This is a genomic window from Sanguibacter sp. 25GB23B1, from assembly GCF_040012415.1.
In the GTDB taxonomy this organism is placed as follows: Bacteria; Actinomycetota; Actinomycetes; order Actinomycetales; family Cellulomonadaceae; genus Sanguibacter.
Genome location: NZ_JBDYKL010000001.1, coordinates 140,926 through 160,883 on the forward strand (window position 1 = coordinate 140,926; position 19,958 = coordinate 160,883).

At 72.5% G+C, this 19,958-nt stretch carries 19 protein-coding genes; 9 read left to right on the forward strand and 10 right to left on the reverse strand.

The window, feature by feature from the left end; translation table 11 throughout:
• Positions 1–98 precede the first annotated feature (98 nt).
• From ABKW26_RS00685 to ABKW26_RS00700, 4 genes are all read right to left on the reverse strand, one after another.
• Positions 99–1,664 (reverse strand): dihydrolipoamide acetyltransferase family protein, encoded by a 1,566-nt coding sequence (locus tag ABKW26_RS00685; protein ID WP_348590468.1) that lies wholly within the window; start codon positions 1,662–1,664, stop codon positions 99–101.
• Positions 1,665–1,722: 58 nt separating this feature from the next.
• The gene (locus ABKW26_RS00690; protein ID WP_348590469.1) at positions 1,723–2,781 is read right to left on the reverse strand and encodes an alpha-ketoacid dehydrogenase subunit beta; all 1,059 of its coding nucleotides are present in this window, start codon (positions 2,779–2,781) and stop codon (positions 1,723–1,725) included.
• Positions 2,778–3,935: a pyruvate dehydrogenase (acetyl-transferring) E1 component subunit alpha gene (gene pdhA / locus ABKW26_RS00695; RefSeq protein ID WP_348590470.1), complete on the reverse strand. Its 1,158-nt coding sequence runs from the start codon at positions 3,933–3,935 to the stop codon at positions 2,778–2,780. Before pdhA ends, ABKW26_RS00690 begins: the two co-directional genes overlap by 4 nt.
• A 202-nt stretch (positions 3,936–4,137) precedes the next feature.
• Positions 4,138–4,635, reverse strand: a complete 498-nt coding sequence (locus tag ABKW26_RS00700) for a hypothetical protein (protein WP_348590471.1) — start codon at positions 4,633–4,635, stop codon at positions 4,138–4,140.
• Between the two features lie 182 nt (positions 4,636–4,817).
• Between ABKW26_RS00700 and ABKW26_RS00705 the strand changes: the two genes are divergently transcribed.
• The 4 genes from ABKW26_RS00705 to ABKW26_RS00720 are packed head-to-tail and all read left to right on the forward strand — an operon-like array spanning position 4,818 to position 9,449.
• Positions 4,818–6,122, forward strand: coding sequence for a sensor domain-containing protein (locus ABKW26_RS00705; RefSeq protein ID WP_348590473.1), 1,305 nt, complete (start codon positions 4,818–4,820; stop codon positions 6,120–6,122).
• Complete coding sequence (locus ABKW26_RS00710; RefSeq protein WP_348590474.1) at positions 6,110–6,799, forward strand: response regulator transcription factor; 690 nt, start codon at positions 6,110–6,112, stop codon at positions 6,797–6,799. Before ABKW26_RS00705 ends, ABKW26_RS00710 begins: the two co-directional genes overlap by 13 nt.
• Positions 6,796–7,809: a DUF4097 family beta strand repeat-containing protein gene (locus tag ABKW26_RS00715; RefSeq protein ID WP_348590475.1), complete on the forward strand. Its 1,014-nt coding sequence runs from the start codon at positions 6,796–6,798 to the stop codon at positions 7,807–7,809. The genes ABKW26_RS00710 and ABKW26_RS00715 overlap by 4 nt, the downstream gene beginning before the upstream one ends.
• Positions 7,810–7,841: 32 nt before the next feature.
• Positions 7,842–9,449, forward strand: a complete 1,608-nt coding sequence (locus tag ABKW26_RS00720; protein WP_348590476.1) for an LLM class flavin-dependent oxidoreductase — start codon at positions 7,842–7,844, stop codon at positions 9,447–9,449.
• 6 nt (positions 9,450–9,455) lie between these two features.
• Here ABKW26_RS00720 and hisC read toward each other — a convergent pair whose 3' ends face one another.
• Positions 9,456–10,562 carry a histidinol-phosphate transaminase gene (gene hisC / locus ABKW26_RS00725; protein ID WP_348590477.1) on the reverse strand — a complete coding sequence of 369 codons (1,107 nt, stop codon included), beginning with the start codon at positions 10,560–10,562 and terminating at the stop codon, positions 9,456–9,458.
• Between the two features lie 111 nt (positions 10,563–10,673).
• Here hisC and ABKW26_RS00730 point away from each other — a divergent pair, with 111 nt between their 5' ends.
• Positions 10,674–11,063, forward strand: coding sequence for a phage holin family protein (locus ABKW26_RS00730; RefSeq protein ID WP_348590478.1), 390 nt, complete (start codon positions 10,674–10,676; stop codon positions 11,061–11,063).
• A 46-nt stretch (positions 11,064–11,109) separates the two neighbouring features.
• Here the strand turns inward: ABKW26_RS00730 and ABKW26_RS00735 are convergent, their stop codons facing one another.
• From ABKW26_RS00735 to ABKW26_RS00745, 3 genes are read right to left on the reverse strand one after another with little or no spacing between them, the layout of a single operon-like run.
• Positions 11,110–11,880 (reverse strand): enoyl-CoA hydratase-related protein, encoded by a 771-nt coding sequence (locus ABKW26_RS00735; RefSeq protein ID WP_348590479.1) that lies wholly within the window; start codon positions 11,878–11,880, stop codon positions 11,110–11,112.
• Between the two features lie 59 nt (positions 11,881–11,939).
• On the reverse strand, positions 11,940–13,634 hold the full coding sequence (locus ABKW26_RS00740; protein WP_348590480.1) for a hypothetical protein: 1,695 nt from the start codon (positions 13,632–13,634) through the stop codon (positions 11,940–11,942).
• A complete protein-coding gene (locus ABKW26_RS00745) occupies positions 13,631–13,864 on the reverse strand; it encodes a hypothetical protein (RefSeq protein WP_348590481.1) in 234 nt (77 codons plus the stop codon). Before ABKW26_RS00745 ends, ABKW26_RS00740 begins: the two co-directional genes overlap by 4 nt.
• 141 nt (positions 13,865–14,005) lie before the next feature.
• Here ABKW26_RS00745 and purB point away from each other — a divergent pair, with 141 nt between their 5' ends.
• Entirely contained in the window at positions 14,006–15,472 is a 1,467-nt protein-coding gene (gene purB, locus ABKW26_RS00750; RefSeq protein WP_348590482.1) for an adenylosuccinate lyase, read from the forward strand.
• Between the two features lie 55 nt (positions 15,473–15,527).
• Here purB and ABKW26_RS00755 read toward each other — a convergent pair whose 3' ends face one another.
• Together ABKW26_RS00755 and ABKW26_RS00760 are read right to left on the reverse strand one after the other, a co-directional pair.
• Positions 15,528–16,823 carry an FAD-dependent oxidoreductase gene (locus ABKW26_RS00755; protein WP_348590483.1) on the reverse strand — a complete coding sequence of 432 codons (1,296 nt, stop codon included), beginning with the start codon at positions 16,821–16,823 and terminating at the stop codon, positions 15,528–15,530.
• 65 nt (positions 16,824–16,888) lie between these two features.
• Entirely contained in the window at positions 16,889–17,092 is a 204-nt protein-coding gene (locus ABKW26_RS00760) for a hypothetical protein (protein ID WP_348590484.1), read from the reverse strand.
• A gap of 203 nt (positions 17,093–17,295) precedes the next feature.
• Here ABKW26_RS00760 and ABKW26_RS00765 point away from each other — a divergent pair, with 203 nt between their 5' ends.
• The 3 genes from ABKW26_RS00765 to ABKW26_RS00775 are packed head-to-tail and all read left to right on the forward strand — an operon-like array spanning position 17,296 to position 19,945.
• Complete coding sequence (locus tag ABKW26_RS00765) at positions 17,296–18,408, forward strand: hypothetical protein (RefSeq protein WP_348590485.1); 1,113 nt, start codon at positions 17,296–17,298, stop codon at positions 18,406–18,408.
• The gene (locus ABKW26_RS00770) at positions 18,408–19,355 is read left to right on the forward strand and encodes a hypothetical protein (RefSeq protein ID WP_348590486.1); all 948 of its coding nucleotides are present in this window, start codon (positions 18,408–18,410) and stop codon (positions 19,353–19,355) included. The genes ABKW26_RS00765 and ABKW26_RS00770 overlap by 1 nt, the downstream gene beginning before the upstream one ends.
• Positions 19,352–19,945, forward strand: a complete 594-nt coding sequence (locus ABKW26_RS00775) for a DUF4333 domain-containing protein (RefSeq protein WP_348590487.1) — start codon at positions 19,352–19,354, stop codon at positions 19,943–19,945. Before ABKW26_RS00770 ends, ABKW26_RS00775 begins: the two co-directional genes overlap by 4 nt.
• Positions 19,946–19,958: the final 13 nt, after the last annotated feature.

The following is a 19,958-nucleotide window of genomic DNA, read 5'->3' on the forward strand; positions in this document are numbered from 1 at the left end:
ACGGAACCGAGCTCGGGCACCTGACGCGACCTCGGGCACTCAAATGCCCGAGGTCGCGTCGAGTGCCCGAGGTCGCTGCCCGTCGTGCAGGCGGACGCTCAGCCCCAGACGAGTCCTTGCGCCGGGTCGTGGAGCACGGCGGCGACGTCGGCGAGCAGGCGTGCGCCGAGCGCGCCGTCGACGAGCCGGTGGTCGACGCTCAGGGCGAGCTGCGTGACGAAGCGCTTCTTGATCTTGCCCTTGTGCACCCACGGCTGCTCACGGATCGCGCCGAACGCGAGGATCGCAGCCTCCCCGGGGTTGAGGATCGGGGTCCCGGTGTCGATGCCGAAGACGCCGACGTTCGTGATCGTGATGGTGCCGTCGGACATGTCGGAGGGGCTCGTCTTCCCGGCGCGCGCCGTCGCGGTCAGGGCGGCGATCCCCTGCGCGAGGCCCTTGAGGCCGAGGCGGTGCGCGTCCTTGATGTTCGGCACCACGAGGCCCCGCGGGGTCGACGCCGCGATGCCGAGGTTGATGTAGTGCTTGTAGACGATCTCCTGCGTGGCGTCGTCCCAGCTCGCGTTGACCTCGGGGTGCCGGTTGACCGCGACGAGCAGAGCCTTGGCCGTGATGAGGAGCGGCGTGACGCGCACGTCGGCGAACTCGCGGTCCTCGCGCAGCCGGGCGACGAGGCGCATCGTCTTCGTGACGTCGACCGTCTGGAACACCGTGACGTGCGGGGCGGTGAACGCGCTCGAGACCATCGCCTCGGCGGTGCGCTTGCGCACGCTCTTCACCGGCACGCGGGTCTGGCGACCGTCGGAGGACACCTGGCCGGACGCGAGCCACGGTGTGTCGTCGTCGATGTACGTGGCGAGGGTGCGGGGCTGCGCCTGGGCGCTGTAGGCGAGTACGTCCTCTCGGGTGACGATCCCGCCGGGGCCGGTCGCGTGGACGCTCGAGAGGTCCACACCCATGTCCCGGGCCAGCTTGCGGACCGGAGGCTTGGCCCGGACGGCGAGCGTGCCGGGGCGCGGCGCCACCTGGGTGACGGACTGCACCACGGGAGTCTTCGCGGCACCGCTCGGGGCACCGACGGTCGGGACGGGTGCGAGCGGCGGCGCGGACGTCTTCGCGGGCGCGGGCTCGGTCTCGGCGGCGACCTGCAGGGGCGAGTGCCCGGCCGGAGCGCTGGGCGCCGCGGGTGCGCCGGGAGCGGGCTCCTGCGCACGGCGCGCCCGACGGGTGGTGCTGCCGGCGGCGATCCCGTACCCGACGAGGACCGCACCGCCCTCGGCGTCTGCACCGCCTGCGGTGTCTGCTGCTCCTCCGGCCACGGCCGCGCCGTCCGTCGGGGCAGCATCGCCGGTCAGGGCTGTGTCGTCGGTCGCGGGGCGCGAGCCTCCCGGAGCGCTCGGCTCGGTCGCGACTCCATCGGGGTCGGTGTCGATGACGATGATGGGCACGCCCACCTCCACCATGGTCCCGACCGGCTGGAGGATCTCGGTGACGACGCCCGCGTACGGGGACGGCAGCTCGACGAGGGACTTGGCCGTCTCGATCTCGACGATCGCATGGTTCACCGCGACCGTGTCGCCCACGCCGACGTGCCACGTGACGATCTCGGCCTCCGTGAGGCCCTCACCGGCGTCCGGCAGGTTGAAGCGCTCATAGGTGGGCATGGGGCTCCTTCGGCAAAGCAGTGTGGTCGGGTCGGGTCGGGTGTGCGGACGGTCTTCGCTAGAACGCTAGTGCGCGATCCACCGCGTCGAGCACCCTGTCCAGCCCGGGGAGGTACTCGTGCTCGATCTTCGCGACCGGGTACGGCGTGTGGAAGCCGCCGACGCGCAGGACCGGCGCCTCGAGGTCGTAGAAGCACTGCTCGGTGACGCGGGCCGCGATCTCGGCACCGGAGCCGAGGAAGGTCGGTGCCTCGTGGACGACGACGCAGCGGTGCGTCTTGCGCACCGACTCGACGACCGTGCTCGTGTCCAGGGGCGAGATCGACCGGAGGTCGACGACCTCGATGCTCGTGCCCTCCGACGCGGCGGAGGCCGCGACCTTGAGGGCGGTGGCGACCGTCGGGCCGTAGGCGACGAGCGTGAGGTCCGTGCCGACCCGTGCGACGACGGCCTTGTTGAGCGTGTCGAAGGCGTCCGCCTCGGCGGGGACGCTCACGCCGCTGCCGCCGGAGGCGTAGGGACCGGCCGACAGGTCGACCGCGCCCTTCTCCCAGTAGCGCCCCTTGGGCTCGAAGAAGAGCACGGGGTCGGGTGAGGCGATGGCCTCCTGGATCATGACGAACGCGTCCTGCGGCGAGCCGGGAGACACGACGCGCAGACCGGGGGTGTGCGCGAAGAGCGCCTCGGGGCTCTCGCTGTGGTGCTCGACGGCACCGATCCCGCCGCCGTAGGGCACGCGGACGACCACGGGAACGGTCAGCCGTCCGCGCGACCGGTAGTGCATCTTCGCGAGCTGCGTGGTGATCTGGTCGAAGCCGGGGAAGATGAAGCCGTCGAACTGGATCTCGCACACGGGACGGTAGCCGCGCAGCGCGAGGCCGATCGCCGTGCCGATGATGCCGGACTCGGCGAGCGGCGTGTCGACCACGCGGTCCTCGCCGAACTCCTTCTGCAGGCCGTCCGTCACGCGGAAGACGCCGCCGAGCGGGCCGATGTCCTCGCCCATGAGGAGGACCTTCGGGTCCCCTGCGAGCGCGGCGTTCAGTCCGGCGTTGATGGCCTTGGCGAACGGCAGCTGGGTGGTCGACGGCGCGTGCGTGGTGCTCTGGGCGGTCATCGGGCGCCTCCCTGGTCGGTGAAGGACGCCTCGTAGTCGGCGAACCAGGCGCGGTCCTCCGTGACGAGGGAGTTCTCTGTGGCGTAGACGTGGTCGAACATCGACGACGCTGCAGGGCGTCCGAGCCCGCGGACGTAGGTGCGGATGCGCGCACCGAGCTCGTCCGCCTCGACGGCGAGGGCTGCCTCGGCCTCGTCGTCCCAGATGCCCTCCGTGCGGAGCAGAGCGCGGAGGCGGTCGATCGGGTCGCGCTCGCGCCAGTAGTCCTCCTCGGCGGAGGTGCGGTAGCGGGTGGGGTCGTCGGACGTGGTGTGCGCGCCCATCCGGTAGGTGACGGCCTCGATGAAGGTGGGGCCGCCGCCGGAGCGGGCGCGCTCGAGCGCCTCGTTCGTCGCGGCGTAGCAGGCGAGGACGTCGTTGCCGTCGACGCGGATGCTCGGCACGCCGAAGCCGTGGCCGCGACGGTAGAGCGGGACGCGGGACTGCTTCGAGGTCGGTACGGAGATCGCCCACTGGTTGTTCTGGCAGAACAGGACCACCGGCGCGTTGTTCACTGCGGCAAAACCGAGGGCCTCGCTCACGTCGCCCTGCGACGTGGCGCCGTCGCCGAAGTAGGCGATGACGGCCGTGTCCTTGGCGGGGTCGCCGGTGCCGACGAGCCCGTCGCGCTGGACGCCCATGGCGTAGCCGGTCGCGTGGAGGGTGTGGGAACCGATGACGAGCGTGTAGAGGTGGAACTGGTGCTCCTCGGAGTCCCAGCCGCCGTGGTCCACGCCGCGGAAGAGCTGGAGGAGGTGCGGGAGGTCGACGCCGCGGGTGTACGCCACCCCGTGCTCGCGGTACGAGGGGAACGCCATGTCCTGCGGGGCGAGCGCGCGGCCGGAGCCGATCTGCGCGGCCTCCTGGCCGAGGAGCGGGGCGTAGAGGGCGAGCTCGCCCTGGCGCTGGAGCGCCGTGGCCTCGGTGTCGAAGCGGCGGACGAGCATCATGTCGCGGTAGAAGCCGCGGAGGTCGTCGTCACCGAGGCCTGCGACCCGCGCCCGGTAGGGCGCGTTCTGCTCGGACGTCACGCGGCTCCCGTCGGGTGCCACGAGCTGCACCGGGGTGTCGTCGGTCGTCTCCGGCGCCTGCGTCGGATGCATCAGATCGGTCACACGCTCTCCTGACGGTCACGGCGCCCGTGGGGGGCGTCCTGCGACGGTACCTGCGGTGCCGGGCCGCCCGGCACCACTAACCTACGTCTCCGTAGGCTACGCCAGCGTAGGCTACGGAACCGTAGGTTGAACACCTCCGATCACCGCGAAACGCCCGTCGCTCTTTGGAGGAACCCTCCAAAGAGCTCCGCGCGGGTGCCGATCAGTACTTCGGGCCGTACGGGTTGCCCGACGGCGGCTGCTGGCGGTACCCACCCTGGTCGAAGCCACCCTGGTCGAAGCCACCCTGATCGAACCCGTTGCCGGACCCCGGGTTGTACCCGCCCGAGAACCCACCGTGGTCGTACATCCCCGGCTGCGCCGAGTACGAGCCACCGAGCTGACCTCCGCCGAACTGTCCCCCGCCGAACTGAGGCACCGGGTACGGGCTGCCGGTCGCCGCCTGCAGTGCGGCGCGCGTCGCGGCGAGCTCGCGCTCGATCGGCCACTGCTTGAACGCGAAGAGACACAGGAACACGATGTTCGCGATCGGCACGAACATGATGAAGATCCACGGCCACGGGTGACCCGACTTCGCGACGATCCGCGCGTAGACCCAGAGCATGAGCCCGAGGATCGCCACGTAGAACAGGACGATCAGGAGAAGGGCGGCGCCGGGCAGGTCGCTGCTCTGCGTGGCTGCGGTGTAGATCGTGTCCATCGAACCTCTATCGTCGAACGGGCTGGGGTGTCGGCACACGCTACCGAGGAGGCGCCCTGACAGCCAGCCCCTCCGAGCGCCGGAGCAGGCTCGGAGCCCGCCGCCACCGTGGGTTGTCCCTACCCTCGTCCCGTGGGACGGCAGGCTGGGGGGCGTGCGCCGCCGTCACCTACGGTTGCCGCATGGACCACACCGCACCGGCGCTCACCAACGGTCGGGCCCTCCTCTCAGCGCCCGTCGCACCCGCCACGTGGGCTGCCGTGTCCCAGGCGACCATCGGGTTCCCGTTCCTCCTGGCTGCCGGGATCCCCCTGATCGTCCTCGCGCCGCTCGGCCTGGCACTCGTGCCCGTGCTCGGTGTCGGGGTCCCCGTCCTGCTCGTGGCTCTCGTCGCCGCCCGCGGGTTCGCCGGCGTCGAGCGGGCCCGGCTGCGCTCAGTCCTCGGCATCGCGATCGAGCGCGGCAGCGCTCCCCGCCCACGCAGCCTGCGCTCGTGGGCGGGCCTGTGGTCTGCTCTCACCGAGCCGGCCGCCTGGTCGGCCGTCCTCTACGCGGCCCTCGGGCTGGCACTCGTGAGCGTCGAGGTGACGGTCGCGTGGGGCCTGGGTCTCGTGCTCGCGCTCATCGCCTCACCCCTCGTCGCCTGGGACGGCGGACTGAGCCCCTGGCAGGTCGGGCTCTTCGTCCTGGGGCTCGTCGGTCCGTGGCTGTGGGCGGCCGCCTGCCAAGGGCTGGCGCTCGTCCACGTCCGGCTCGCACGGGCCCTCCTCGTCCGGTCGACCACCGACGTCGAGCGCGCCGAGGCCGCAGCCTCCGCCGCCCGGGAGGACGCCGACCGCGCGCAGCAGCGCGCGGAGCACCTCGACCAGACCCGCACGCGTGCGGTCGGGGCGGCCGACGACGACCGGCGGCGCATCGAGCGCGACCTCCACGACGGCGCTCAGCAACGCCTCGTCGCGCTCGGGGTCGAGCTCGGGACGGCGAGACGCGCCGCCGCCTCCGACCCCGCCGTCGCGACTGCCGCGCTCGACCACGCGCACCAGGAGATCAAGGAGACGCTCACCGAGCTGCGGGATCTCGTCCGGGGCATCCACCCGGCGGTGCTCACCGACCGCGGCCTCGACGCGGCTCTCTCCGCGATCGCTGCCCGGCACCCCGTCCCGGTGACCGTCGACGTCCCGGACGCCGCTGCGCTGGCGGCAGCGAGCCCTGGCGCCCAGGCAGCCGCGTACTTCGTCACCGCCGAGGCGCTCACCAACTCCGCACGGCACGCCGCCGCGGCGCGCGTCCTCGTGCGCGCCGAGGTCGACGGCGACGTCCTGCGCCTCGAGGTCGCCGACGACGGTCGCGGCGGCGCGCTCGCGGCGCCAGGAGGCGGGCTCGACGGTCTCCGCAGCCGGGTCGAGGCGCTCGACGGCACGTTCCTGCTCGACAGTCCCGAGGACCGCGGGACGCGCATCACCGTGGAGGTACCGTGCGCATCGTGATCACTGAGGACTCGGTCCTCCTGCTCGACGGGCTCACGCGTCTGCTCGTCGCCGAGGGGCACGAGGTCACGGGGTACCGGTCGGCGGACGAGCTCGTCGCCGCGTTCGCGCACCTCACCCCGGACGCGCTGCCCGACATCCTCGTCACCGACGTCCGCATGCCCCCGACGCACACCGACGAGGGCCTGCGTGCCGCCGTCCACCTCCGGAGCCTGCACCCCGGGCTGCCCGTGCTCGTGCTCTCCCAGTACGTCGAGCAGCGCTACGCGAGCGAGCTGTTCGCGCGCGACGTCCGGGCGCTGGGCTATGTCCTCAAGGACCGGGTGGCCGACGTCGACGACTTCCTCGACGCGCTCGGCCGCGTCGCGGCAGGCGGCACGGTGCTCGACCCGGAGGTCGTCTCGCAGCTGCTGGCTCGCACCACCGGCACCGGTGTCGACCGGCTCACCGCACGCGAACGGGACGTGCTCGGGCTCATGGCCGAAGGACGCTCCAACGGGGCGATCGCCGAGCACCTCGTCGTCGGGACCGCAGCCGTCGAGAAGCACGTGACGTCCATCCTCACCAAGCTCGACCTCGCACCCGACGCCGACGACCACCGCCGCGTGCTCGCCGTGCTCCGCTGGCTCGAGCACGCACCCACCCAGCACGACCCAGGTCAAGGAGACCGCTCATGAGCGCGCCCGTCGTGGATGCCCAGCCCACCCCGCCCGCGGGCCCGGACGTCCCCGGCGATCCGCGCGATCCGCGTTCCCGGCCGACACCGCACGACCCGCGGGGCCCCGGCGCTCGCGTCCTCCTGTGGGTCGGGCTGACCCTAGGTGTGCTGGCCATCGCACAGGTCGGGTACCAGGCGATCGACTGGATGTCGTCGGGAACCCGCGTCACGACCCAGGTCTACACAGCGGCCGCGGTCGTCGAGCTGACGACCGACGGAGACGTGACCGTCATGGTCGGTGACCCGGGCAGCGTGACGGTCGAGGCACGGACGCGGACCGGGTTCCAGCGCGCGAGCCACGATGCCGTCGAGTCCGCCGACCGGCTCGCCGTGGAGCACGACTGCCCGCAGTGGTGGAACAACGGCGTCTGCCGGATCGACCTCACCGTCCGGGTGCCACGGGACACGGACGTCGTGGTGCGGTCCAGCAGCGGAGCCGTCCGAGCCGAGGGGGTCGACGGTCATCTCGACCTGCGGACGTCGGACGGTGACGTGCGGGTGCTCCGGGCCGGCGGCTCGGTCGACGCGGAGTCGAGCAGCGGTCGCGTGCAGGTCGACGACGCCGGCGGTCACGTCGTGGCTGTGTCGGGTGACGGTGACGTGACCGTGCGCAACGTGGGCGGTCACGTCACCGCGACGTCCAGCAGCGGTCGTGTCGTCGTCGCCGGGGCGGACGGCGACGTGAGCGCGGTGAGCGGTGACGGCGACGTCGAGACGCGAAGGATCGGCGGCTCCGCCGTCGTCACGACGTCCTCCGGCGAGATCGAGGTCGGCGGGGTCATGGGCGACGTCGAGGCGATGTCCGGTGACGGTGACGTGGTCGTGCGTGGCACCGGCTCGCCGGTGGCCCTGAAGATCAGCACGGGCGACGGGCGGTCGACGGTCGAGGCGCCGACGGACCCGACGTCGTCCCAGACGGTGTCGATCCGCTCGAGCAGCGGTGACGTCTCCTACCTCGACGCGAGCTAGCACCGCATCCTCCCGCAAGGGAGACTGCACTCATGGCGGACTACGGGCACGACCTCCTCTTCGGCTCCTTCATCACCCCGACGAACGCCCAGCCCCAGGTGCCGGTCGAGCTGGCCGAGGTGTCGGAGGACGCCGGGCTGGACCTCGTGACCTTCCAGGACCACCCGTACCAGCCGGCGTTCCTCGACACGTGGACCCTGCTGGCCTACGTCGCCGCTCGCACGGAGCGCATCCGGCTCAGCCCCAACGTCGTCAACCTGCCGCTGCGACCGCCGGCAGTGCTCGCGCGCGCGGCCGCGAGCCTCGACCTGCTCAGCGGAGGCCGGGTCGAGCTGGGGCTGGGAGCCGGCGCGTTCTGGGACGCCATCGAGGCGATGGGGGCGCGACGGCTGACCGCCGGGCAGGGCGTGCGCGCCCTCGACGAGGCGATCCAGATCATCCGTGGGATCTGGGCGCCCGAGGAGCGCGGCGGCGTCCGGGTCGACGGCGAGTTCCACCACGTCACCGGAGCGAAGCGCGGGCCCGCGCCGGCCCACGAGATCGGCATCTGGCTCGGTGCGTACAAGCCGAAGATGCTCGCCCTCACCGGCCGCTCCGCCGACGGGTGGCTGCCGTCGCTCGGCTACCTCCAGCCTGGAGACCTGTCGGCCGGCAACGCCGCGATCGACGACGCGGCGACCTCCGCGGGCCGGTCGCCGCACGACGTCCGACGCCTCCTCAACATCACCGGCTCCTTCGGCGGGGCGTCTCGCGGACCGCTCCAGGGCCCGGTCGACCAGTGGGTCGAGGAGCTCACCGAGATGGTCCTCGCGGAGGGCATGAGCGCGTTCCTCCTCGGCACCGACGACGCCACCGACCTCCGCCGGTTCGGCGAGGAGGTCGCACCGCAGGTGCGTGCTGCCGTCGAGGCCGAGCGCGTGTCGCCCTCCGCGTCGTCGCCCGTGCCGGACGTCACGGAAGCGGGCGGGCGGGCGGACGCTCCGACGGGCGCGCGCCCCACAGGGACGTCAATCATCGGGCAGACCTCGACGGTCCTGGGCGTGACGCCCACACCCGACGACGGGACACGGCTCGCCGCCACACGCCCCTGGGACGAGTCGACGCGACCGCACCGGTCTCCGGCGCCTGCCCGGACGGAGTACTCGGAGACGGGCCGGGCCGCCGGCCAGCACCTCGTGGACGTCCACGACCACCTGCGCTCCGAGCTCGCGGCCGTCCAGGACGTCGTCGGCCAGGTCCGCGCCGGCCTACGGTCGATCGGCAGTGCCCGCTCGGAGATCAACACGATGACGATGCGCCAGAACAGCTGGGCCCTCGGCGCCTACTGCGCCGCGTACTGCACCGTCGTCACGCAGCATCATTCGCTCGAGGACCGTTCTGTGTTCCCGCACCTGCGCTCCGCCGATGCCGAGCTCGCCCCCGTGATCGACCGGCTCACCGAGGAGCACCTCACCATCCACGAGGTGCTCGAGGGCGTCGACCGGGCGCTCGTCGCGCTCGCAGCGGACCCGGACGCCCTCGACGCGCTGCAGGAGGCGGTCAACCTCCTCAGCGACACGCTGCTCTCGCACCTCGCGTACGAGGAGGCCGAGCTCGTCGAGCCGCTCGCCCGGGTCGGCTTCTACCCCGGGCAGCTGTGACGGGCCTCAGCGCCACCCGGCGGTGACGGCGAGGAGGATCTCCGTCGCCTCGGCCTCTCCGACGCTCACGCGGATCCCCTCGCCGGCGAAGGGGCGCACGATGACGCCCGCGCCGGCCGCCTCGGCGGCGCACGCGGCGGTCCGCTCACCGAGCGGGAGCCACACGAAGTTGGCCTGGGTCTCCGGGAGGTCCCAGCCCTGGGCGCGCAGGCCCGTGAGCATCCGGGACCGCTCCTCCACGAGCGAGTCGACGCGGCCCAACAGCTCGTCCTTCGCCAGGATCGACGCGAGCGCAGCCCGCTGCGCGACGTGCGAGACGCCGAACGGCGTCGATGCGGACCGGATGCCGGCGGCGAGCCGAGGACGCGCCACGGCGTACCCGACGCGGAGCCCAGCGAGCCCGTAGGCCTTGGAGAAGGTCCGCAGCACGACGACGTTGGAGTGCGCGGCGAGAGCGGCCAGGCCGTCGACCGCGTCGTCCATCCGGACGAACTCGAGGTAGGCCTCGTCGACGATGACGAGCACGTCGGACGGGACCACGGCGAGGAACGCGAGGAGCTCGGTCTGCGTGACCGCGGAACCCGTGGGGTTGTTGGGCGTGCACACCATGACCACACGGGTCCGCTCGGTGATGGCCGCGGCCATGGCGTCGAGGTCGAGGCGTCCGTGCTCGGCGAGCGGGACCTGCACCGAGGTGCCGCCCGCGACGCTCACGACGATGGGGTACGCCTCGAAGGACCGCCACGGGTAGACGACCTCGTCGCCGGCGTCGACGACCGCCTCGATGACGTGGGCGAGCACGGCGACCGAGCCGTTGCCGACGACGACCTGCGCGGGGGTGATGTCGCCCTTCGCGTCGCGGGCCTCTGGGCTGAGGGTGCGCGTGAGCTCGGCGGCGACGGCCTCGGTGAGCTCGGTGGCGAACATGTCCGGGTACCGGTTGATGTCCGAGGCCGCGTCGATGATCGCGGCCTGCACGGAGGGCAGCGGCGGGTACGGGTTCTCGTTCGAGGAGAGCTTGTACGCCGCGGCTCCCACCTGGGGTCGGGCGCCGGGCACGTAGGCCGGGAGTGCGCTGATGGCAGGACGGAGGGGGACGCGTCGCGAGCTCACGCCGCAAGTCTTGCACCTCCCGCGTGCGGGGCGACGACCGCGCGCTCACGGGCCACGCCCGAGATGCCCAGAAAGAGGACAAGTGCACGGAGGCGATGGGAGGATTCGGAGATGAGCTTCTTCGTGCGCGTCCTCGTCAATGCCGTGGCCATCTGGTTGGCGACGCTCCTGCTGGGCAGCCACTTCGAGGTCGTCGGTGGTGACGGCACGGGCGGTCGTGTGGTCGTCTTCCTCGCGGTCGCCCTCGTCTTCGGTCTGGTGAACGCCGTCGTCAAGCCGATCGTGGCGCTCTTGTCCTTGCCGCTCTACATCCTCACGCTGGGTCTGTTCACGCTCGTCGTCAACGCCCTGATGATCCTGCTCACCGCGTGGATCACCGAGCAGACCGACTGGGGGCTGCGGGTGGACGGTTTCTGGTGGGCGGTCCTCGGGGCGTTCGTCGTCTCGCTCCTCAGCCTGTTCATCTCTCTCGCGGTGCCCGACCGCGCCGAGCGCCGCTGATCCCCACCCTCCCCGCGGTGCTGCCCAGGAGACGCGGGGAGGCCGGTCAGAAGCTCGAGAAGTCCGGGACGCGCCGCTCGACGAAAGCCGACAGCGCCTCGACGGCCTCGGGCGAGCGCAGCCGCTGGGCGAACACGTCGCCCTCCTCGGTGATGACGCGGCGCAGCTCGTCACGTCCGGGCGCGCGCATGAGCCGTTTGCTGTCCGTGACGGCGCCCGGCGCGAGCGCCGCGAGGGCACGGGCCGCCTCCTGGGCGCGGGCCAGCGCCGCGGCGCCGTCGTCGAGAGCCTCGCTCGCGATCCCCCAGTCCGCGGCCTGCTGACCGCTGAAGGCCTCGCTGAGCAGGAGGAGGCGCGCGGCCCGGGCGTGCCCGACGAGGCGAGGGACGACGAGGCTCGAGCCGTACTCGGGGCACAGCCCGAGGTTGACGAACGGCATCCGCAGGACGGCGTCCTGCGCGACGTACACGAGGTCGCAGTGCAGCAGGAGGGTCGTCCCGATGCCGACGGCCGGCCCGGCGACCGCAGCGACCACGGGCTTCTCGAGGTCGAACAGCGCCCACATGAAGGTGAAGACCGGGTTGCTCTGGTCGGCCGGCGGCGTGTGGAGGAAGTCGCTGATGTCGTTGCCGCTGGTGAAGCAGTCGGGGCCGCCGGTGAGGACGACCACGCGGACCTGCGGGTCGGCGTCGGCTGCTTCCAGCGCTCGGGCGAGCGCGGTGTACATGGCGGGCGTCAGGGCGTTCTTCTTGTCCGGCCGGTCGAGGCGGAGCGTGAGGACGCCGTCCTCCAGCCGGGAGAGCACCTGCTCGGTCATCGACACCACTCCTTCGGGTCTGTCTGCTCGGCGCTGAGCGAGGCCAACGTATCGCACGCTCAGCGGCCGCTGCCGTGTGCGGCCTCGAGACCGGGCCGGGCCCGCCGGGTGGCCTCGTCCCAGTCGATCGCACCGTCCTCGGTCCGGGGCATCTCCGGCTGCGCCCACGGGTTCGCCCCGGCGGATCCGTCCAGGTCCGGCCATGTGACGGCCCCGGGCAGCGTCGGCGTCGCAGTGAACATCGGTGGTACCGCCCCGGGGGCGGGGGCCTGCGCCGTCGGGGGTCCCGGGCTGAACACCGTGATCTCGACGTCGGGCAGCGGGAGGGTCGTCGATCCGGCGAAGGCGGGCCCACCGAGCACGGCCTGCTGCTGCTCGACGGCCACGAGCACCGCAGGGTCGCCCTGCACGACCGCCGCACCGAGGACCTCCCGGTGGGTGCTCATGCTGTGCGGAGACCCGGTGTAGCCGTCGGGCAGGTCGGCGCTCACCGTGACGCGGTCGGTGGTCCCCCGCGAGACGGACGCGTCGGCGCTCGAGACCCACTCCTGGTTGTTCTCGACGTGAAGGGTCGGTACGGGCGACGACTGCGTGAGCGTCGCGGTCGGGCTGCCGAAGGTCGTCACGGATCGCAGGTCGTAGCGCTTGCGGAAGACCGGGTCGTCGGAGAGGCGCATCGCGACGATGCCGCCCTGGCTGTGCCCGTAGAGCCCGACCGCGGCACCCACGGGCGCGCCGGCCTGCTGCAGGGCCGACTCGACGAGCGTCATCCCCTCGCTCCGGCCGCCCGCCATGAGGTCGAGGTTCGCCTCGCCCGAGAACGGGCTGTCGGAGCCCAGGCCCCAGTCGTCGGTCCCTCGGACGAACACGGCCCACGTCTCGGTCCCGTCGAGGTGGGTGCTGCGCAGCACGCTCACGCTGCGGTCCGGGAGGTCGCCGACCGCGTCGGCGGCGTCGAGGGCCGAGGTGATCGGGGGGACGGTCCTGGTCGACTGGACGAGGTGGCCCGGGCGGTAGTCGAGCGCGGGTCGAGGTGTCACAGGGGCTCCCAGCAGGCCTTTGAGGCGCTGCGAGCCCGGGCCGGTCCAGCGGGCGAACCAGCCCGCCCCTGCTCCGAGGACCATCGAGGCGTCGTCCGCACCCGGGGTCGAGAAGGGGTCACGACGCGGGTTCAGCCCACCGACGACCGCCGCGCCGCCGCCGACGACGCGGTCCCGCCACGACGTCGCGTCCGACCTGGCTGCGCCGATCGTCGCCGTCGATGCGAACGCGAGAGCGGACTGGAGAGCGAAGGGCGACAGGAGCGACCAGGTCGACACGCCGCCTGCGGCGTCGAGCAACCCCGCCGCCACCGTCTCCTCGGCCTCGCTGTACCGGTCCGCGGCACCGAGCGTGCTGACGGAGAGGTCTTCGAGGTCCGTCTTCTGGAGTGCGAGGGCCGTCCGGGCGAGAACCAGGCTCGTCTCCGCCTGGTCGAGGTGGAGCGCGGCGTTCGAGCCGGGGTTCTGGTCGAGGGTCTCGGCCAGGGGACCCCACCCGAAGGTCTCGAGCATCGTGAGGTCGCCGATGCGGGCGATCATGTGGGTGCACCGCAGCCGAGCGGACGCGAGGTGGCTCGCGGCCGTGGCCACGAGCCGGGCGGCCTCGGCCATGCTGACGGTGTCGGCATCCATCCGCGTCACGCCACCGATCACCGTGATCTGCGTGATGCTGCTCGAGCCTCGACCGGTGCCGTCGGCGCTGTCTGCGCTCACGCGTCGGCTGCCACGAGCGACGCGCGGGCGTTGCTCAGGGCGAGGTCGATGATCGTCAGCTGGAGCGCCGCCGCCGTGAGGGCCTCCTGGTAGAGGGTCGCCGAGGTCGATGCCCAGTCGACGAGCGCTGCGCTGCTCAGGGCGGCCGCGGCGTCGGCGACGTCCTGCTCGGCCAGCGTCAGGGTGGCCGCGAGGCCGCTGAAGCCGCTGAGGTCATGGGTGAAGGTCATGTCCGGACGATAGGTTCCAGGACGCGGGCCGGACGGACGGTGGAACCGGCGCTGGGGATGCGGCCCGTGGTCCCCGCCCTGTGCACAGCAGCCTGCGGACGTTCCGCCGCTGCGGCAGCCTCCCGTGGAAGAATGTCGCCCATGCCCACCAGCTCCCCGCTCCCTGCCTCGTCGCGCGCCAGCCTCGCGGACGTCACGCCCCCCATCGCCCTCGGACCGCTCGACGGGCGGTACCGCGCGACGGTCGCCCCGCTCGTCGACCACCTGTCCGAGGCGGCGCTCAACCGGGAGCGGCTGCACGTCGAGGTCGAGTGGCTCGTCGCGCTCACCGACGGCACCCCGGACGGCCCGGTCGTTCCCGGTGCGCCCCGCCTGAGCGACGCGGAGAAGACGTACCTGCGATCGGTCGTCAGCGACTTCTCCGCGGTGGGCATCGCGGAGATGGCCGACATCGAGCGCGAGACCGTCCACGACGTCAAGGCGGTCGAGTACTTCCTCAAGCGCCGTCTCGCGGCCGCCCCCGGCATGGTCGGTGCGGACACCGTGCTGCCGTCGGTCGGCGAGCTCGTCCACTTCGCGTGCACGAGCGAGGACGTCAACAACCTCTCCTACGCGCTCATGGTCCAGGGCGCCGTCCGCGACGTGTGGCTGCCTGCCGCGAGCGACCTCGTCGAGCAGATCTCCGCGATGGCACGCGAGCACGCGAGCGTCCCCATGCTCAGCCGCACCCACGGCCAGCCCGCCACGCCGACGACGGTCGGCAAGGAGCTCGCCGTCCTCGCGCACCGCCTCGGCCGCCAGGTCCGCCGCGTCGAGGGCGCGGAGTACCTCGGCAAGCTCAACGGCGCGACGGGCACGTACGGCGCCCACGTCGTCGCCGTCCCCGGCACCGACTGGCCTGCGGTCTCGAAGGCGTTCGTCGAGCACCTCGGCCTCACGTGGAACCCGCTCACCACGCAGATCGAGAGCCACGACTGGCAGTCCGAGCTCTACGCGGACGTCGCCCGCTTCAACCGCATCCTCCACAACCTCGCGACCGACGTGTGGACGTACATCTCGCTCGGCTTCTTCACGCAGATCCCCGTCCCGGGCGCGACCGGCTCCTCGACGATGCCGCACAAGGTCAACCCGATCCGGTTCGAGAACGCCGAGGCCAACCTCGAGATCTCGAGCTCGCTCCTCGACACGCTCTCCGCGACGCTCGTCACGAGCCGTCTGCAGCGCGACCTCACGGACTCCACGACGCAGCGCAACATCGGCCCCGCGTTCGGCCACTCGCTCCTCGCGATCGACAACGTGCGCCGTGGCCTCAAGGCGCTCGCCGTCAACCACGACCTGCTCGCGGAGGACCTCGACGGCAACTGGGAGGTGCTCGGCGAGGCGATCCAGTCGGCCATGCGCGCCGCGTCCGTCGCGGGCGTCACCGGCATGGAGAACCCCTACGAGCGCCTCAAGGACCTCACGCGCGGCCACCGCATCGACGGCGACGACCTGCGCACCTTCATCGCCGGCCTCGGTCTGCCCGACGACCTCGCCGAGCGCCTCTCAGCGATGTCCCCCGGCTCGTACGTGGGCCTGGCGGAGAAGCTCGTCGCCGACTACCTGTAGCCGCTCTTCCCGCGGGTCGCTCGGCTCGTCCGGCGTGCGGGCTCGCAGGTAGCGTCTACGCGCCGCCTGCGAGCCTGCGCCGGACCGCCTCCGCCGTGCGGGCCCCGGACACGAGCGCGCCCTGCAGCGACGCGGTGTCGCGGTGGTCACCGCAGACGAACACCCCGCCGCCGAGGTCGACCTCGTGGCGGGTGACGAGCGGGACCGGCTGCGCCGGCAGTGCGCCGGGGACCACATGGCGTGTGATCTCGCGCCACGTCGAGGTGCTCACGCCGAACATCTCGCCGGCCTGGCGCCGCACCTCGGGTTCCGCGGGCGGCTCCGCAGCAGCCCCGGCGCCGAGCAGGCACGTGACCTGGACGAGGTGCTGGCCCGGCGGGGCGTACGTCGGGGCGGCGTTGCTCATGACGGCCGCGTTGACCACGGGACCGGGCCGACGACCGCCGCGCCGTCGCCCGTCCACGACGATCGCCGCGTCGGTGCGCGGCGGCTCGTCGGCGGCGTACCAGTGCGTGACGAGGCCCTTCATGGCCGGTGCACGCACTCCGGCGAGCGCCTCCGCGGTCACGGCGTCGGTCGCGATGACGACGACCCGGGCGTCGATGGTCCCGCCCTCCCCGCCCCCGCTCCTGCCGGTGCGCACCCGCACTGCACTGTGGCCGGTCTCGCCTCCCGTCCGCTCGATCGACTCGACCCGCGTCCCGAGCGCCACGTCCGGCAGGTCCCGCGCGAGCTGGGCGGGCAGCTCGCCCATCCCGCCGGCGGGGACACCGGGGGTGCCGAGCAGGAACATCCGCACGAGGAGGCGCACGAACGCCGCGGACGTCGTGCCGTCGTCCTCGGCGAGGACCCCGGCGAGGAACGGCGCGAGCACCTCGTCGCGGATCGTCCCGTCGACGCCCGTACGGTCCAGGGACTGGGCGAGGGTCTCGTCAGGTCCGTCGACGAGACGACGCGCGGGGCCGAGCGCCGGAGCCGCCCAGCGGGCGAGCGCCACGATCTCTCGCGGCCGGACGTAGCCGCTGCGCAGGGTGCGGCCGAGGAGCCGTGGTGCTCGACGCGGGTCGGCGAGCAGCGCGAGGCGGTCGTCCCGGCGCACCACGACGCCCGGCAGCAGCGGGCGCAGGTCGAGCGCGTCCACGTCGACCCGTGCACGGACCGCCGGATAGGCGGGGTTGAGGAGCTGGAACCCCCGGTCGACGGTGAAGCCGTCGATCCGGTCCGAGCGCACCCGGCCACCGACAGCATCCCCCGCCTCGACCACCCGCACCGCGACACCGTGCTCGTGCAGGGTCCGCGCACACTCCAGACCGGCGACGCCGGCCCCGACCACCACGACGTCACAGTCCATGCGGGTCACCGTCCATGAGGCCAGCGTACGGACGACTCCCGGACGTGCCCGGCGGGGCGCAGCCGTCACTGCTCGTCGAGCGGGCCGCCGTTCATCTCGTCCCAGATGTGGTTGGGGTCGGAGTAGGCCGAGGCGTCGCCGAAGAACGTGTCGTACCGCGCCCGCGACCGGTCTGCGCTCGGTGGTCCGTGCCCCGGTGGCCCGTGCGCTCCGGGCCCGTGCACGGCAGGGGCTCGCGGCTCGCCCGGCTGGTCGTCTGTCTCGCTCACGGCTCCCCTGTTCCCGGCCGCGGGACGTCCCACCGGCCGCGCGACGCCGGATGGGGAGATATCCCCATCCGCTCGCCAACATACCCAGGATCCGCAGAGATCAGCCGAAGTTAAACGCTTCAGCGGGACGCTCGCGCGCGGGTCGCGGCGACCTCACCGTGGGATGTCACGGCGCGCTCGACGATCCGTGGCATCCTCTCGCTATGCGCTCTCCCTCCCGCACGCGACGCTCGGCGGTCCCGCGCACCTCGCCCGCTCGTCGCTCCGCGGGACGCGCTGCCGGCCTGGTGCTCGTGCTCGCCCTCGCGGCCGGGTGCGCTGCTGCCGTCGACGGCGAGCCGGTCGCGGGCCTGAAGAACTCCCAGATCGGTCCGCCCATCGAGACGGACACGGTCTCGCTGCGTCACGACTACGACGAGTCGCCCCAAGAGATCAACGACTACTGGACCGACGACCGTCGCAAAGACGCGAAGCCGAAGGACACCACACCGTCGGACACCGACGACACGGTCGTCGACACCCCGCCGGACCCCGCGACCGGGATCATGGTCGACCCCACCACCGGGCCGGTGAACCCTGCCGGGCCGCAGCTGCCGAACGCGAGCGCCGGTGACGTCTTCGAGGCGACGGGCCTGGCGGCCTCGACCCTCGGGCGCCTCTACATCAGCTTCGCGGACGGCGACTACGTCTGCTCCGCGACGGTCGTCACCTCGGCGTCCAAGAGCACCGTCGCGACCGCCGCGCACTGCCTGTGGGACTTCGCGGGCGACACCGAGTGGGGCAGCAACGTCATGTTCGTCCCGAACGACGCCGACGACAGCAGCGTGGCCCCGTACGGCCGCTGGGCCGCGACCTCCGCCCACGGCCCGCAGGAGTTCGCGGACTCCGCGTCCGTCGACGAGAACGGCGCGATCAGCGGGGACGGCTGGGCGTACGACTTCGCGTTCCTCACCATGGCACCCGACGAGACGTCGGGGCAGCTGATCCAGGACGTCACCGGCGGCCAGGGCATCGCGTTCGGCGTCCCTGCGGAGGAGCTCGTCGTCGTCGGGTACCCGTCGGCCGACCCGTTCGACGGCACGTCCGAGCGGTACTGCGCGAGCGAGGACTGGTTCACGTCGCTGCGCGGGGCGTACGGGATCGAGTGCGACATGACGCAGGGTGCCTCCGGGGGCGCGTGGCTGACGAACTACGACCCCGTCACCGGCGCCGGCTACCTGGTCGCCACGACGTCGTTCCGCGGGTACGACGACATCGGTGGCATGCCCCTCGGAGCCAGCGCGCTCGACGTCTTCACCGCGGCAGGAGGTCTGTGATGCGCGGCCGGACCCTGGCACGCGGGCTGCTCGCCACCGGGCTCGTCGTCCTGCTCGCCGGCTGCGCGAGCGAGCCGGTCGACGGCGAGGCGTTCCCGGACTGGGACGTGGTCGACTCCCGGGCTGCCGAGCGCTTCGACGCCCAGCTCGTGCTGCTCGACTCCGCGATCGAGGGTTCCAGCCCGTTCCGCTCCGACTCCTCGACGGACGTCACCGGCGTCTCCTACGTCCACGCCACCTACGGCGACAAGGACACGGGCTCGCAGTCGGTCGTCGCGATCCGCGGGAACCCTGCCTCGATCTTCATCCAGCAGACCGATGCCGACGAGGGCTACACGATCGACACCCTCCACATCGGCGGCGAGACGGTCGACTACCTCCTGCTCGGCGACGGGTACGCCCCGCTCGCGCCGACCTCCTGGGCCCAGGTGCCGACCATCTACGGGCACCCCGGTGAGGACGACCTCGTGGCCGGCCTGCGCACCATGTGCTTCGTCGACGGTTTCCAGACCGTGTGCGAGGTCCGCGAGGCGATCGAGCGCACGGCAGAGTCCGAGCGGGGCGACGCGATGCGCCGCTTCGTCCGCACCGAGGACGACGGGAGCGTGCTGTCCGAGACGGAGGTGACGCTCGCCGCCGTCCTCGAGGACGGCATGATCCTCAACCTCCCGCCGGAGATCGCCGACGAGCTCTCGGACGAGATGCTCGAGTCGTTCATCCCGGTGAGCCTGTGGCAGGACGCCGAGGGCCGGCTCCTGAAGATGGAGCTCAACGGCACCGTCCGCGGTACCGACGGCGCGGAGGACCTCGTCCTCCAGGTCGGCTTCGAGATCACCGGCAAGGCCACCCGCACGGACTTCCCCGCCGCACCCGCACCCGCCGACGTCACGGTCGTCCCGGACGACGAGGTCGACGCGTTCTACACCGAGATGGGAAACCTGACATGAGCACGCCCGCGCCGTACGGCCAGGTTCCGGACTCCCCCGGGTCGCAGGTCCCGCAGCCTCCCGTCCTGCCGCCTCCCCCGGCGCCGCAGGCACCAGCGCCGAGCCCGACCGTCCCCACCGGCAGCTACGGGCAGACCCCGCAGCACCAGGACCACGGCCCGTACCAGCAGCAGGCTCAGTACCCGCAGCAGGCTCCATACCTGCAGGGTGGGCCCGCACCGACCACGCCGCGCACGACGAGCCGCGGTCGGATGACGACGATCGTCGTGACGGCCCTCGTGACTGCCGCGCTGTCGGTGACGGCGACCCTCCTCGCGACGGGTGCCTTCACGGCCGCGCCGCTGTTCGAGCAGGAGGCGCTCGAGTCGGGTGTCCGGGACGTCCTCACCGACGACTTCGAGCTGACCGACGTCGACGACGTCGAGTGCCCGGCGGACGTCGTCGCGCAGGGGGGTGAGCAGCTCGAGTGCACGTTCACGTCCGGCGGCGAGGACCTGTCCGTGCCGGTCGAGGTGCTCAACGACGACGGCCAGTACCGCGTGGGCGGCCCGCTCACCGAGGACGAGGCGGCGGACGCGGACGAGGGCTAGCTCACCGACGATC

Excerpts from the sequence above, each read along its gene's own strand:
- ABKW26_RS00715 (WP_348590475.1), top strand. The coding sequence starts at position 6,796 with ATGAGCGCGCCCGTCGTGGATGCCCAGCCCACCCCGCCCGCGGGCCCG.
- ABKW26_RS00685 (WP_348590468.1), bottom strand. The coding sequence starts at position 1,664 with ATGCCCACCTATGAGCGCTTCAACCTGCCGGACGCCGGTGAGGGCCTC.
- ABKW26_RS00690 (WP_348590469.1), bottom strand. The coding sequence starts at position 2,781 with ATGACCGCCCAGAGCACCACGCACGCGCCGTCGACCACCCAGCTGCCG.
- ABKW26_RS00770 (WP_348590486.1), top strand. The coding sequence starts at position 18,408 with ATGCGCGGCCGGACCCTGGCACGCGGGCTGCTCGCCACCGGGCTCGTC.
- purB (WP_348590482.1), top strand. The coding sequence starts at position 14,006 with ATGCCCACCAGCTCCCCGCTCCCTGCCTCGTCGCGCGCCAGCCTCGCG.
- ABKW26_RS00765 (WP_348590485.1), top strand. The coding sequence starts at position 17,296 with ATGCGCTCTCCCTCCCGCACGCGACGCTCGGCGGTCCCGCGCACCTCG.
- ABKW26_RS00705 (WP_348590473.1), top strand. The coding sequence starts at position 4,818 with ATGGACCACACCGCACCGGCGCTCACCAACGGTCGGGCCCTCCTCTCA.
- ABKW26_RS00735 (WP_348590479.1), bottom strand. The coding sequence starts at position 11,880 with ATGACCGAGCAGGTGCTCTCCCGGCTGGAGGACGGCGTCCTCACGCTC.
- ABKW26_RS00775 (WP_348590487.1), top strand. The coding sequence starts at position 19,352 with ATGAGCACGCCCGCGCCGTACGGCCAGGTTCCGGACTCCCCCGGGTCG.
- ABKW26_RS00755 (WP_348590483.1), bottom strand. The coding sequence starts at position 16,823 with ATGGACTGTGACGTCGTGGTGGTCGGGGCCGGCGTCGCCGGTCTGGAG.
- ABKW26_RS00720 (WP_348590476.1), top strand. The coding sequence starts at position 7,842 with ATGGCGGACTACGGGCACGACCTCCTCTTCGGCTCCTTCATCACCCCG.
- ABKW26_RS00745 (WP_348590481.1), bottom strand. The coding sequence starts at position 13,864 with ATGACCTTCACCCATGACCTCAGCGGCTTCAGCGGCCTCGCGGCCACC.
- ABKW26_RS00730 (WP_348590478.1), top strand. The coding sequence starts at position 10,674 with ATGAGCTTCTTCGTGCGCGTCCTCGTCAATGCCGTGGCCATCTGGTTG.
- ABKW26_RS00700 (WP_348590471.1), bottom strand. The coding sequence starts at position 4,635 with ATGGACACGATCTACACCGCAGCCACGCAGAGCAGCGACCTGCCCGGC.